Origin of the sequence: Actinoplanes sp. OR16 (assembly GCF_004001265.1) — a bacterium.
Lineage (GTDB): Bacteria > Actinomycetota > Actinomycetes > Mycobacteriales > Micromonosporaceae > Actinoplanes.
Map to the genome: position 1 here is coordinate 6,112,848 of NZ_AP019371.1, position 13,128 is coordinate 6,125,975.

The 13,128-nt window shown below is 71.5% G+C and carries 15 protein-coding genes; 6 read left to right on the forward strand and 9 right to left on the reverse strand.

Annotation, left to right across the window (positions count from 1 at the left end):
* Nucleotides 1–98 precede the first annotated feature (98 nt).
* Together EP757_RS27965 and EP757_RS27970 are read left to right on the forward strand one after the other, a co-directional pair.
* Nucleotides 99–530, forward strand: coding sequence for a peptidoglycan-binding protein (locus tag EP757_RS27965; RefSeq protein ID WP_127550945.1), 432 nt, complete (start codon nucleotides 99–101; stop codon nucleotides 528–530).
* A gap of 657 nt (nucleotides 531–1,187) precedes the next feature.
* The gene (locus EP757_RS27970) at nucleotides 1,188–1,721 is read left to right on the forward strand and encodes a CAP domain-containing protein (RefSeq protein ID WP_232050037.1); all 534 of its coding nucleotides are present in this window, start codon (nucleotides 1,188–1,190) and stop codon (nucleotides 1,719–1,721) included.
* 63 nt (nucleotides 1,722–1,784) lie between these two features.
* Here the strand turns inward: EP757_RS27970 and EP757_RS27975 are convergent, their stop codons facing one another.
* Genes EP757_RS27975 through EP757_RS28000 form a run of 6 tightly spaced genes read right to left on the reverse strand, consistent with a single transcriptional unit; the run spans nucleotide 1,785 to nucleotide 6,949 of the window.
* Nucleotides 1,785–2,540, reverse strand: coding sequence for an energy-coupling factor ABC transporter ATP-binding protein (locus tag EP757_RS27975; RefSeq protein ID WP_127550947.1), 756 nt, complete (start codon nucleotides 2,538–2,540; stop codon nucleotides 1,785–1,787).
* Nucleotides 2,537–3,280, reverse strand: a complete 744-nt coding sequence (gene cbiQ / locus EP757_RS27980) for a cobalt ECF transporter T component CbiQ (protein WP_127550949.1) — start codon at nucleotides 3,278–3,280, stop codon at nucleotides 2,537–2,539. Before cbiQ ends, EP757_RS27975 begins: the two co-directional genes overlap by 4 nt.
* Entirely contained in the window at nucleotides 3,277–3,615 is a 339-nt protein-coding gene (locus EP757_RS27985; RefSeq protein ID WP_127550951.1) for a PDGLE domain-containing protein, read from the reverse strand. The genes cbiQ and EP757_RS27985 overlap by 4 nt, the downstream gene beginning before the upstream one ends.
* Nucleotides 3,612–4,304, reverse strand: coding sequence for an energy-coupling factor ABC transporter permease (locus EP757_RS27990; protein ID WP_127550952.1), 693 nt, complete (start codon nucleotides 4,302–4,304; stop codon nucleotides 3,612–3,614). The genes EP757_RS27985 and EP757_RS27990 overlap by 4 nt, the downstream gene beginning before the upstream one ends.
* 53 nt (nucleotides 4,305–4,357) lie before the next feature.
* A complete protein-coding gene (locus tag EP757_RS27995; RefSeq protein WP_127550954.1) occupies nucleotides 4,358–5,311 on the reverse strand; it encodes a nitroreductase family protein in 954 nt (317 codons plus the stop codon).
* 48 nt (nucleotides 5,312–5,359) lie between these two features.
* Nucleotides 5,360–6,949, reverse strand: a complete 1,590-nt coding sequence (locus EP757_RS28000) for a GAF domain-containing sensor histidine kinase (protein WP_232050714.1) — start codon at nucleotides 6,947–6,949, stop codon at nucleotides 5,360–5,362.
* A gap of 143 nt (nucleotides 6,950–7,092) precedes the next feature.
* Between EP757_RS28000 and EP757_RS28005 the strand changes: the two genes are divergently transcribed.
* The 3 genes from EP757_RS28005 to EP757_RS42945 all read left to right on the forward strand — a co-directional run bounded on the left by EP757_RS28005 (nucleotide 7,093) and on the right by EP757_RS42945 (nucleotide 8,551).
* Complete coding sequence (locus EP757_RS28005; RefSeq protein ID WP_127550958.1) at nucleotides 7,093–7,737, forward strand: response regulator transcription factor; 645 nt, start codon at nucleotides 7,093–7,095, stop codon at nucleotides 7,735–7,737.
* A 65-nt stretch (nucleotides 7,738–7,802) separates the two neighbouring features.
* Nucleotides 7,803–8,198, forward strand: coding sequence for an ATP-binding protein (locus tag EP757_RS28010; RefSeq protein ID WP_127550960.1), 396 nt, complete (start codon nucleotides 7,803–7,805; stop codon nucleotides 8,196–8,198).
* Between the two features lie 2 nt (nucleotides 8,199–8,200).
* A complete protein-coding gene (locus tag EP757_RS42945; RefSeq protein WP_160165904.1) occupies nucleotides 8,201–8,551 on the forward strand; it encodes an STAS domain-containing protein in 351 nt (116 codons plus the stop codon).
* On the opposite strand, the gene EP757_RS28020 is transcribed toward EP757_RS42945, so the two are convergent.
* Entirely contained in the window at nucleotides 8,500–10,104 is a 1,605-nt protein-coding gene (locus EP757_RS28020) for a methyl-accepting chemotaxis protein (RefSeq protein ID WP_127550964.1), read from the reverse strand. The genes EP757_RS42945 and EP757_RS28020 overlap by 52 nt on opposite strands.
* A 69-nt stretch (nucleotides 10,105–10,173) precedes the next feature.
* Nucleotides 10,174–11,376: a GAF domain-containing sensor histidine kinase gene (locus tag EP757_RS28025; RefSeq protein ID WP_127550966.1), complete on the reverse strand. Its 1,203-nt coding sequence runs from the start codon at nucleotides 11,374–11,376 to the stop codon at nucleotides 10,174–10,176.
* A gap of 175 nt (nucleotides 11,377–11,551) precedes the next feature.
* Here EP757_RS28025 and EP757_RS28030 point away from each other — a divergent pair, with 175 nt between their 5' ends.
* Nucleotides 11,552–12,748, forward strand: a complete 1,197-nt coding sequence (locus EP757_RS28030; RefSeq protein ID WP_127550968.1) for a response regulator — start codon at nucleotides 11,552–11,554, stop codon at nucleotides 12,746–12,748.
* Here the strand turns inward: EP757_RS28030 and EP757_RS28035 are convergent.
* A complete protein-coding gene (locus EP757_RS28035; RefSeq protein ID WP_232050038.1) occupies nucleotides 12,736–13,125 on the reverse strand; it encodes an Hpt domain-containing protein in 390 nt (129 codons plus the stop codon). The genes EP757_RS28030 and EP757_RS28035 overlap by 13 nt on opposite strands.
* Nucleotides 13,126–13,128 lie beyond the last annotated feature (3 nt).

Consider the following 13,128-nt stretch of genomic DNA (forward strand, 5'->3'; position numbering starts at 1 on the left):
CAGAGAGATGTCTCACCCTTTTATTCGACGGCCGGGTTAAGCGAAAGTGTGGGGAGTGCGAACACCCGTCGCTCGATGATGAGGAAGGGGACCCCTCTATGGCCGCCACGCTCAACCCCTGGCCGACGACCCGGCAGGGCGCGAAGGACCACTCGGTGACCACCCTGCAGTTCCTGTTGCTCGCCCACGGCCAGACCGTGACCGTCGACGGCGTCTTCGGCGCGCAGACCGGTGACGCGGTCCGGGCCTTCCAATGGGCCAAGAACCTTCCCGACAACGGCGTGGTCTGCCCCCGGACGTGGGAGGCGCTGATCGTCGAGGTGCGGCCCGGCGCACAGGGCAGCGCGGTCCGGGGCGTGCAGCACGAGTTCCCGACCAGCGAGGACGGGGTCTACGGCCCGGAGACCGAGCGGGCGGTCCGCTCCTTCCAGCAGGACGCCGCGATCCTGGTCGACGGTGTCGTCGGCCGGACCACGTGGCAGGCCCTGGTCGGCGGCGTTCAGGCGGCTCCTCTGCAGCAGGCGGCCTGACCCCAACTCCGCTTCCTCGGACGGCCGGCCTTCCCCGAGGCCGGCCGTTCTCGTCGCCGGCTGCACGCGAGAGCCGTGGCGCCCGATTTGTCACTCTCCCGCGCCGCCAGGTCTTGGAGCGGCTGTGATTGATGGCTGTCTGGCGGGGCTTGAGGCAGCCATGGATCACAGCTGGGTTGGTTGGCTGTGACTGGTGGCTGTGCGGTCGGCTTCGACACGGCCGTGGATCACAGCTAGCGCTGGTTGGCTGTGGCTCATGGCTGTCCGGTGGGCCTCGGCACAGCCATGGGTCACAGCTCGGGGTGGTCGGCTGTGACTCATTGCTGTGCGGCGGGGCTTGTGGCAGCCGTGGATCACAGCTGGGTTGTTTGGCTGTGACTGATGGCTGTGCGGTCGGCTTCGGTACGGCCGTGGATCACAGCTGCGGTAGTCGGCTGTGACTCATTGCTGTCCGGCGGGCCTCGACACAGCCATGGGTCACAGCTCGGGGTGGTCGGCTGTGACCCATCGCTGTCCGGCGGGCTTCGGCACAGCGATGAGTCACAGCCGGGGTTGGCAACCGGTTCGCGACGATCACGCACCGGCATGGTGATCCGGCAGGCGCGGGGTGGGTCGAATGGAACGGTGTAGGCACGGGACATCGTCGAAAGGGACCTCTTGCGCAACGTTCTTCGCCGCTTCGCCCTGGCCGCCGCTCTCATCGCCCCGGCCGCTCTCGGCCTCGCCACGATGACCGCCGGATCCGCTCAGGCCGCGCCGGTGAAGACCGTCACCAGCGCCACGGCCAAGACCGGTGCCGCCACGGCCGGTGAGACCGTTCTGCAGACCGAGATCAACCGGCTCATCAACGTCGAGCGCACCAGCCGTGGCTGTGCCGCGCTCAAGACCGACGCCAAGCTGACGACCGCTGCTCGTGGGCACAGTGCGTGGATGGCGCAGACCGGCGCGTTCTCGCACACCGGGCGTGGCAACTCGAACTTCGTCGCCCGCAGCAAGGCCGCCGGCTACACCACGCCGTCCGCGGAGAACATCGCCTGGGGCTACCGCACCGCCAAGCAGGTCGTCGACGGCTGGATGAAGAGCCCCGGCCACCGCACCAACATCCTCAACTGCAAGTCGACCACCGTCGGCGTCGGCGCGGTGTTCTCCGCGAACGGCACGCCGTACTACACCCAGGACTTCGGTTACTGAAGGTCCTGAAGCAAGACCAGCGATGCCCCAGCCGATCCCCCTGCGGCTGGGGCATCGCCGTTTCTATCGCCGGTACGCCGGGTCGAAACCGAACGGCAGCTCGAGGCGGTGGGACGCCATCAGGTCACGATCGGCGAGCAGGTCACCGGTCGGGCCGTCGGCCACGAGAGCGCCGTTGTCGAGGATGACCGCGCGGGGGCAGAGCTGCAGGGCGTACGGAAGATCGTGGGTGACCATCAGGACCGTCACCGGCAACGCCTCCAGGATCTCGGCGAGCTCGCGGCGGCTGGCCGGATCCAGGTTGGAGGACGGCTCGTCCAGCACCAGGATCTCCGGCTTCATGGCGAGGACCGTCGCGACCGCCACCCGCCGCCGCTGGCCGAACGACAGGTGGTGCGGCACCTTGTCGCGGTGCTCGGACATCCCCACCGCCGCGAGGGCCTCGTCGACGCGCCGGTCGAGTTCGGCGCCGCGGACGCCCAGATTGGCCGGGCCGAAGGCGACGTCCTCGGCGACCGTGGGCATGAACAGCTGGTCGTCCGGGTCCTGGAAGACGATGCCGACCCGGCGGCGGATCTCGGCGATCGCCGCCCGGTCGCCGGGAGTGACCGGCAGGCCGGAGATCTCGACGCGTCCCGGGCCGCCGTGCAGGATGCCGTTGAGGTGCAGCACCAGGGTGGTCTTGCCGGCGCCGTTCGGGCCGAGCAGGGCTACCCGCTCACCCTGCGCCAGGGTCAGATCGACGCCGCGGAGCGCCTGGCGTCCGTCGGGGTACGCGTAGTGCAGTCCCGTGATGCGCAGAGCTTCCACGTTGATCATGATAGGACGATCGCGAGACCCGCGGCCGCCACCGGCAGCGCGGCCGAGAAGGCCCACTCGCGGGCCGGGGCGGGACCGCCGGTGATCTGCGGCAGCCGGCCGGCGTAGCCGCGGGACAGCATCGCCAGGTAGACCCGCTCGCCGCGTTCGTAGGAGCGCAGGAACAGCGACCCGATGCCCACCGCGAACGCCTTGACCTGCCAGAGGAAGCGCGGGTCGTAGCCGCGGGAGAGCCGGGCGATGCGCATCCGGCGGGCGTCGTCGGCGAGCACGTCGATGTACCGCAGCATGAACGTCATGATCTGGGTGAAGACCTGCGGGCAGCGCAGCCGGTCGAGGCCGAGGACCAGGTCACGGGTCGTGGTGGTGGCGGCGAGCAGCAGCGACGCGAGGACGCCGAGGGTGCCCTTCGCGAAGATGTTCCACGCGCCGTAGAGGCCGTCGACGGAGAGCGACAGGCCGTGCCAGTCGATCCGCTCGCCGTGCCCGGCCAGCGGCAGCGCGATCGCGAGCAGCACGAACGGCAGCTCGATGGTGGCGCGTTTGGCGAGCCAGAGTGCCGGCACCCGGGCCAGCACGGCGACGACGGCGATCAGCAGGGCGTACCCGCCGAAGGCGGCGAACTCGGTGCGCGGCGTGACCACGACGACGACGGTGAACAGGACCACCGCAGCGATCTTGACCTCGGGGGAGAGGCGGTGCACCACGCTGTCCCGGTCGAGGTGCAGGGTGGCGTTCACGCCTTCGTGGGCCGGCGCCGGAGGACCCAGAACAGCCCGCCGCCGATACCGAAGGTGATCAGGACGCCGAGGACACCGGAGAGGCCGGTCGACAGGAAGGAGTTGTCGATGCCCTTGATGCCGTAGTCGGCGAGCGGGCTGTCCCCGAGCTGGTGCTCGCCCTCCTGCTGGGCCATGCAGGTGCCGCCGGTGATCTCGCCCTCGGCGTCGAACGTGCAGCCCTCGCGGGCGGCGTAGTCGAGGCCGTCCGGGCTGCCGGAGGCGAAGCTGGAGACGACGCCGGCGAGCAGGAGGGCGACCAGGAGGCCGCTGATCAGGAAGATCTTCTTGCTCATGCCTTCACCACCTGGGGAGACGCGGCGCGGAAGTGCCGCAGGGCGTAGACCAGGTCGGGCCGCACCCGGGCCACCGTCATCACGGTGGTCGCGGCGATCAGGCCCTCGCCGATGCCGATCAGCACATGGACGCCGGCCATGGTGGCGGCGATGCCACCCAGGGACAGCTCGGTGGTGCCGCCGAGCGCGTACTCCAGGACGAAGCCCATCGAGGCGACGACGACGCCGACGATCGAGGCGATGAACGCGGTGGCGCCGAGCCCGCCGACCGTGCGCGGCAGGACCCTCAGCAGGGCGGCCACCAGGACGTAAGCGGCGGCCGTACCGATCAGGGCCATGTTCGTGACGTTGAGCCCGATCGCGGTGAGCCCACCGTCGGCGAAGAGCAGGCACTGCACGATCAGCACGGTGGCGACGCAGAGGGCGCCCACCCACGGGCCGACCAGGATCACCGCGAGGGTGCCGCCGAGCAGGTGACCGGAGACACCCGGGAGCACCTGGAAGTTCAGCATCTGCACGGCGAAGATGAAGGCCGCGACGAGGCCGGCCATCGGGGCGAGCCGGTCGTCGAGGTCGGTCTTGGCCTTGGTGACGCAGACCGCGAGGCCGGCGATCGCTATGACCAGGAAGGCCGCCGAGACGGGACCGTTGATGATCCCGTTGGCGATGTGCATCGCCTGTGTGTCCATGCGGGCAGCATATTGGGAGAATCCTGCTGTTGCATATCCCTGGCAACAAAGCTTTACTTCATGATCACGTCAGCTACGTCACGCCGCGGCGACGGGTGGCCGGGCCGCCCGTACCCCACCCGGATCGCCATCTGCGGGAACCCGGTCCGGCCGAGCGAGCGCCGCAGCTGGTCGCGGGCCGGCGTCACCTCGATCGGCTGTGAGATCAGCGACGCGGCCAGACCGGCGTCGGTGACCGTCAGCAGCACGTTCTGCAGGGCCTGACCGGCCACCACCTGATCCAGCCGGCGGTCGCCCGGGGTACCGAGGATGCCGATCAGCGGCTCCGGCTCGTAGTCGCGGCCCGGACCGCGCCGGCGCGTCGCGAAGGCGCGCTGCGGCACCAGGTCCTGCGGCTCGCCGACCGGGGCGCCGACCGCCACCGGCATGCCGTCCGGCGCGTCCTCGGTGTCGGTCCAGGTGATCAGCTCGGCCTGGTACCGCTCGTCGCGGCGCAGCACCCGGTCGGCGCTGTGCGCGATCTCCGAGAAGCCGGTCAGCGCGGTCATCCCGACCAGCAGGTCCAGCCAGGCGTTCTCGGCCTGGGCCGCCTCGATCATCCGGATCCGGGCGTCGGCCGGGACCGGGTCCGGCCAGAACGGGTCGCGGTTGCTGTGCCGGTGCTCGATCGCCGCATAGCGGTCGCGCTCCGGGTAGGTGGGCGGCCGGAGCCGGCCCGGGGTGAGGCGGGCGATCACCTCGGGGGCGTCCGGCGGCAGCAGCCGCACCTCCGCCGGGGTGCCCGCCCAGGCCAGCGCGAGCCGTGCGTTGAGGGTGGCCGCCCCGCACGCCAGGCGCAGCGCCCAGCCGCTCCGGTCGGCGACCTCCAGCTGCCGGCCCGCATCGGCGAGCACTTCGATGGCGCCGTCGCGCAGACGGAACGCCCAGGGCTGCGTGTTGTGCATCGAGGGTGCGTAGATCGCCGCGGCGGCTGCGCGCCGCAGGTCCGACTGGTCGTAGCGGGTCATCCTCCTACGGTGGCCCGCCGGGACTTCCTCCGGTAAGGGGCGAAGGTCCTAAAGAGGCACACGCCAGGTGACCAGGGTCCCGCCACCGCCGGGCCGGGGTCCCGCCTCGAACGAGCCGCCCAGGTCGTGCGCGCGCTCGCCCATGTTGACCAGGCCGCCGCGGGCCAGTTCCGGGTCCATGCCGACGCCGTCGTCCTCGACCTGCAGGATCAGCTCGCCGTCGGTCACCCGCACCGAGACTCGTACGTCGGAAGCCCGCGCGTGCCGGGCGACGTTCGACAACGCCTCCCGCAGCACGGCCGTGAGCTCCGGCACCACGTCGTCCGGTACGGCACTCTCCACCGGCCCGGACGTCTCCAGGGCGGGCCGGAAACCGAGCGTGGCGGCGGCGTCGTCCACGGTGTCCCGCAGCTCGTTGCGGAACGTCGCGCCGATCGGGGCCCGCAGCTCGAAGATCGACCGGCGGATGTCGCGGATGGTGGCGTCCAGGTCGTCGACGGCCGCGTTGATCCGCTTGGCGATGTCCGGCCGGACCGACGGCCCGGCGGCGGCCTGCAACTGCATGCCGGTCGCGAACAGCCGCTGGATCACCACGTCGTGCAGATCGCGCGCGATCCGCTCCCGGTCCTCCAGGACGGCGAGCAGCTCCCGCTCCTCCTGGGCGCGGGCGCGTTCCAGCGCGAGGGCGGCCTGACCGGCGAACGTGGAGAGCAGGACGGCGTCCTCGGGGTCGGTCTTGCTGACGATGAGCACGCCCTGGGGCATGTCCCGGCCGGCCAGCGGCGCGGCCAGGGCCGGTCCGGCCGGCACCGGGCGGGGCCACTCGGCCACCTCGCGCAGGTCGTCCAGGAAACCGTCCGGGAAGCTGGCGAAGTCGCCGGCCACGACCTGCCCGGCCAGGGTCGCGCACTCCGGGTCGGCGCCCTCGGCCACCTCGATGGTGAACCGGGCGTTCTCCTCGTCGTGCAGCAGGACCAGCACCAGCTCGGCGTCGGCCACCTCCCGGGCACGGCGGGCGATCAGCCGCAGCGCCTCGGTACGCCGGACCGTCCCCAGCAGCACGCCGGTGATCTCGGACGCCGCCTCCAGCCACCGCTGCCGCCGCTGGGCGAGCTCGTAGAGCCGGGCGTTGTCGATCGCGACGCTGGCCGCGGCGGCGAGGGCCACCACGATCTCCTCGTCGTCCTCGCTGAACTCGGCGGCGCTCCGCTTCTCGGCGAGGTAGAGGTTGCCGAAGATCCGTTCGCGGGTCCGGACCGGGACGCCGAGGAAGCTGTGCATCGGCGGATGGTTCGGCGGGAACCCGTACGAATCGGGGTGCTTGGTGATGTCCGGCAGCCGGACCGGCTGCGGATCGGTGATCAGGAGACCGAGGACGCCGCGGCCGTGCGGCAGGTCGCCGATCTTCGCGTGCGCCTCGGGGGGAATGCCGTGGGTGACGAAGTCGGAGAGGTGATCGGAATCGGGCGCCAGCACGCCGAGGGCGCCGTAGCGCGCGTCCGCGAGCGCGCAGGCCGCCTCGACGATGCGCTGCAGGGTGCTGCGCAGATCGAGATCGGTGCCGATGCCGACCACCGCGTCGAGCAGGGCGCGCAGCCGCTCCCGGCTGGTCACGATGTCGCCGACCCGGTTCTGCATCTCCTGCAGCAGCGCGTCGAGGCGGACCCGGGAAAGGGGGCTCAGGCCGAGCGAGGGCGTCGAGGGGTCGGACACAGGCCCGAGGCTACCCCCGGGACCATTGGCCCTAGGTGCACGGGCCACCCGGGGGCGAAAATGGGGACATGATCCGAGTCTTCCTCCTCGACGACCACGAAGTCGTCCGCCGTGGCCTCGTCGACCTGCTCCAGACGGGCGGCGACATCGAGGTGATCGGCGAGTCCGGCTCCGCCCGGGAGGCGGCCGCGCGCATTCCGGCGCTCCGCCCCGACGTGGCGGTCCTCGACGCCCGGCTGCCCGACGGCAACGGCATCGACGTGTGCCGGGACGTCCGGGCCGTCGACTCGTCGATCAAGGGACTGATCCTGACGTCGTACGAGGACGACGAGGCGCTGTTCGCCGCGATCATGGCCGGTGCGTCCGGTTACGTGCTGAAGCAGATCCGCGGCACCGACCTGGTCGACGCGATCCGCCGGGTCGCCGCCGGGCAGTCCCTGCTGGACCCGCAGGTCACCCAGCGGGTCCTGGAACGCATCCGCAACGGCGTCGAGCAGCCGCGCGAGCTGGCCTCGCTCACCGATCAGGAGCGGCGGATCCTCGAGCACGTGGCGGAGGGCCTGACCAACCGGGAGATCGCGGCGCGGATGTTCCTGGCCGAGAAGACGGTGAAGAACTACGTGTCCAGTCTGCTCGCCAAGCTGGGCCTGGAGCGCCGCACGCAGGCCGCGGTCCTGGCCACGAAGCTGCTGGGGGACCATCCGCACGGGTGAGGTTTCGCAGGGGAAGTCCCCGGGGTACTGTCCGGCCGCACATCGGCGACTCTGGGGTTTTGTGTATGAGCGCGTTGACCGCACATGTGGACGTCCCGCTGGATCGCGGCGCGCCCGGCGCGGCCCGGCGGGCGGTCGTGGCGGTCCTGGCCGGCTGGGGCTTCCGCGATCCGGACTGGGTCGACGGCGCGGCCGTCGTGGTGAGTGAACTGGTGACCAACGCGGTCCGGCACGGCGGCGGCTGTGTCGCACTGCAACTCGAGGCGCACGAGCGACGGGTGATCGTCTCGGTCGCCGACGGCTCGTCGGTGGTGCCGCGCCGCCGGGACCCGGACGGGGTCGGCGGCCGGGGCATCGCATTGATCGAGGCCCTCGCGGCCGGCTGGTCGGTGCAGAACTACAAGGGTGGGAAGCGCGTGCTCGTCGAACTGCACCCGTGCCCCGGCGCGGGGGAGTGGTAGCCGTGAGGATCGTCCGGATCGACGACGGCACGGTGATCCGCCTGCACCTGCGCGGCGAGCTCGACCTGGCCACCACCGACCTGGTCGAGGACCAGGTGGCCCGGGCGCTGGACGACGGGCCGTCGAAGCTGATCCTCGACGTGGCCGGCCTGACGTTCTGCGACTCGTCCGGCATCGACATGTTCCTGAACGCCCACGGCCTGGCCGCCGAGCGCGGCGTCGACCTGCGGGTGTCCCGGCCGCGCGGCATCGTCCGCCGGTCGCTGGACGTGACCGGCGTGCTGCCGATGCTGACCCGGGGTCAGACCCTGAACCGGCCGGCGGCGTCGCGGAGCCGGTCGGCCAGCGACTGAACGTCCTCGGCGGTGCGGGCGGCCAGGCTGACCGCCTCCCGGCTGGTCGCGGTGCTGTGCGCGACGCTCGCGATGTTGTTCGCGATGTCGGTGACGCCGGCCGCGGCCTCGCCGACGCCGCGGTTCATCTCGGCGGTGGTGGCGCTCTGCTCCTCGACCGCCGACGCGATGGTGGTCTGGTAGTCGCTGATCTGCGAGATGATCCGGCTGATCTCGTCGATCGCGGTGACCGCCTGCCCGGTGCCGGTCTGGATGGCCTCGACCCGCTTGGCGATGTCCTCGGTGGCCCGCGCGGTCTCCTGCGCCAGGTCCTTGACCTCGCTCGCCACCACGGCGAAGCCCTTTCCGGCCTCGCCCGCCCGGGCCGCCTCGATCGTCGCGTTCAGGGCGAGGAGGTTGGTCTGCTCGGCGATCGCGGTGATCGTCTTGATGACGTCGCCGATCTGCGCCGACGACTCGCCGAGCCGGTTGATGGTCTCGCTGGTGGACCGGGCCGCGCCGACCGCGTCCGAGGCGACCTGGGCGGCGTCGGCGGCGTTGCGGGAGATCTCGCCGATCGCCGAGCCCATCTCGGTGGACCCGGCCGCGACCGTGTTGACGTTGCCGGACACGCCGGCCGCGCTGGAGGCGGCCAGCCCGGCCTGCTGGTCGGCGTCCGCGATGGCCGTGTCGATCTGCATGCTGACCTGGCGCATCGTCTCCGAGGCCGCGGTCAGCCGGCCGCCGTTCTCGAGGATCTCGACGACCGTGGCGCGCACGCCGGCCACCGCCTCGTCGACCGCGGCGCCCATCTCGGCCATCTCGTCGTTGCCGGCGGAGTCGACGCGCACCGTGAGGTCGCCGGCCGCCATCCCGCGCAACGCCTTGACCAGGCCGGTCACCGGGACCACCACGCTGCGGGTCACCGCGACCGAGAAGATCAGCGCCGCGGCGACGGCGAGGACGAAGACGATGATCATGATGGTACGGAGGGAGGAGGCCTCCGATCGGGCATCGCTCGCGGCGGTGGCCGCCCTGTTGCTGACGGAGCCGACGAGCGCGTCGGTGTCCTGGACGATCTGGTAGTAGACGTCGTATCCGGTGCCCAGGATGATCGCGTTGCCCTGTTCGAGCTGGCCGGCCGCGTAGAGCGCGATCATCTGGCTGTCGGCCGCGAAGTACTTGTCCCACTGGTCGTTGATCGAGTCGAAGTGGGCCTTCTCCTCCGCGGTCATGGCGGCGGTGTTCGTGTCGGCCAGGAGCTCCTCCAGGACCTCCTTGTCGGCCAGGAAGCCGGCCCGGTTCTGGCTCGTGTCCTCGACGGCCTTCTTGTAGCCGATCCGGTACGCGTCCCAGGCCACAGCGAGCTGCCACCCGGAGATGTCGGCGTTCAGGAACTTCTGTTCGTCGACCTGCCGCATCAGCCCCTGCAGGGTGTGCAGCTCCTCGGTGGCGTCCTGCTGCCGGGTCAGGCCCACCGCGCCGATGCCGACGGCGATGCCGAGCAGCACCAGCACCACCGCGAAGGCGGCGCCGAGCCGCCCGGCCAGCCGAAGACGTCGCAAGATCGCCATTAGCCCCTACCCCCGCCTCGAACCGCCCTCGAACTGAAGATTCGGCAGGAACGGGGCAGGACTGAGGCGCTACCGCCCCAATGAGGATTCGACGGGCAGAACCATCCGGACCGTAGTCCCCCGGTCCACGCCGGGCGACGTGACGGTGAACGAGCCGTCGTGCGCCCGCATGATCCGGTCGACGATGGCGAGACCGAGGCCGACGCCGGGCACCGCCTGCTCCCGGGCGTGCCGGCCGCGGTAGAAGCGCTCGGTCACGTACGGCAGTTCGTCGGCGGGGATGCCGGAGCCGGCGTCGGCGATCTCCAGCCCGTCGGTGAGCACCCGCACCGTGACGACCGTGCCGGTGACGCTGAACAGGACCGCGTTGCGGATCAGCTGTTCGGCGGCCTGGCTCAGACGGGTGAGGTCGCCGGTCACCCGTACCGTCTCGGCGGGCTCCTCGATCTCGATGCGCACGTCGCGCTGCGCCGCCTGCGCCCGGCACGCGGCCGCGCCCGCCTCCGCGACGGCCGTCAGGTCGGTGCCGCCGCGCAGCAGGGGGAGCGGCGCGGCCGCCGGGCGGGTGCCCGCCAGCAGGTGATCCACCATGCGGACCAGGCGCTCGCCGTTGCGCTGGATCGGGTCGATCAGCCGGCGGTACGGCGCGAGCTCCTCGTTCTCGACGAGCAGCTCCAGGTAGCCCTGGATCGTGGTGACCGGCGTGCGCAGCTCGTGCGAGACGGTCGCGACGAAATCCTCCTCGCGGCTGATCGCCCGGGACAGCTCGTCGCCGATCTCGGCGAGCAGCATCCGGCTGCGGACGGCCGCGAGGTGTCCGGCCGCCTGCCCGGCCATCGTGGTGAGCATGTCCAGCTGGCGGTCGCCGGCCGAGCCCGGCCGGTCGTCGAGCACGCACATGGTCCCGAGCATGTGGCCGTCCTCGTCGATGAGCGGGACACCGGCGTAGAACCGGATGTTCGGCGTACCGGTGACGGTGCCCCAGGTCCGGTAGACCGGGTGGTCCAGGGCGTCCTGGACGACCAGGGCGAGGCGGCGGTCGACGACCCGGCCGCAGAAGGACGTCGCGAGCGGCCCGCCGCTGTCCGGCATGCCGGTGTTGCCGGCGAACCACTGCCGGTCCCGGTCGACGAGCGTGACCGTGGACATCGAGGTCTCGAAGACCGAGCTGGCCAGACGGGTCAGCTCGTCGAGCACCGTCGGGCGCGGGGCGTCGAGCAGGCGGTAGCTGTGTACCGCAGCGAGACGTGTTGCTTCCCCAGCAGCGCTCACGTTAGTCATCCGTTTCCTCGGGGTCTCGGTGGCGGGACTCCGCCGGGACGTGGTGGTTATTTCGGTCCGCCGGCGCCACGGGTGAGGAGAACGGACGGGGAAAATCGCTCATGCGCCGCCGGTGCGGGGCGATAGTCCTCACGTAACGACAATGTCACCAAGAGTGAGGGACCAGATGGGGACCGAGCTGTTCCGGTCGGCCACCGCCGACGAGGGCAAGCCCGTCGTGCTTCTCGTCGACGACGAGGAGACCGTGCTGCAGACGCTCGCTCTGCAACTGGGCCGTGACCACAAGCTGCTGACCGCCTCCGACGGGGTCGAGGCGCTGCAGGTGCTGGCCGAGCACGGCCCGGTCGCGGCCGTGGTCAGCGACATGCGGATGCCGAACATGGACGGCATCGAGCTGATGCGCCGGATCTCGGTGGAGTACCCGGACACCACCCGGGTGCTGCACACCGGGCACGGCGACATCGACACCGCGATCGCGGCGATCAACTCGGGCGGCGTGTACCGCTACCTGCCGAAGCCGGCCGGCACCGACGAGCTGCGCAGCATCGTGGGCGACGCGGTGGCCCGGCACGGCGAGGCCATGCACGACCGGGAACTGCTCGACACCACCCTGCGGGCCAGCGTGCAGGCGCTCTTCGGCTGCCTGGAACTGGCCAGCCCGGTGGCGTTCGCCCGGGCCGGCCGGATCCGCACGCTGGTCGCCGAGCTCTGCCGGCAACTGCAGCTGGAGGCGCTCTGGGAGATCGAGGTGGCGGCGATGGCGTCGCAGCTCGGCGCCGTGACGGTGCCGCCCGCGGTGCTCAAGAAGCTGGACCGGGGACAGCCGCTCGGCCCGGACGAGCAGGCCATGGTCAACGGGATGCCGCGGGCGGCCGTCCGGCTGCTGCGCGACATCCCGATGCTGCACGACGTCGTCGCGATCGTGCAGGGCCTGGCCGGCGAGCCGGCGCCGGAGGCCGGGCGGTCAGCGCTGGTCGAGGCCGGCATCAACGTGGTCCGCACCGCCATCGACTTCGAGATCATCGAGTCCCGGTCGTCGAACGACGCGACGGCGATCGGCGCCCTCGAGGAGCGCGGGGACGGCGCGCCGCACGTGCTCGCCGCCCTGCGCAAGGTCAAGGGCGTGCGGGCGCACCAGGAGATCGTGAAGTCCGTCCGGATCATGGAGCTCGAGGTCGGCATGCGCCTGGCCGAGGACGTCGTGGCGGTCAACGGCCTGGTCCTGATCGGCCGGGGGACCGTGGCGACCGAGGTGATGCTGGAGCGGCTGGCCAACTTCGCCCGTGTCGTGGACATCGTCGAGCCGGTCCTCGCGGCCGTCCCCGACTACCACAAGTACCTGGTCCGGGGTCACCGCTCGTAGGCGTCGGCCACCTCGGTGACCGCCCGCACCATCCCGGCGATCTCGTCCCGGAGGTGTGCGGCGGTCGCCGGGTCCGGCCGGTTCCCGGCGCGGGCATCGGTTTCGACGGCCGCGCAGATCGCCGCCAGGGCGGTCGCGCCGATGTTCGCCGACGAGCCCTTGAGCGCGTGCGCCCGTTCCCGGAGGACGCCGGTGTCGCCGTCCAGCACGTCGATCAGTTCGTCGGCGGCCGCCGGCGCCTTCGCCGCGAACGAGCGCAGCAGACGGGCCAGCAGGGCGCGCTCGCCGGGGCCGGGATCGCCGTCGGTGATGTCGTTCAGGCGGGCCCGGACCGCTGTCACCCGCTCGTCGTGGCTCGGTGGCGCGACGATTCCCATGGG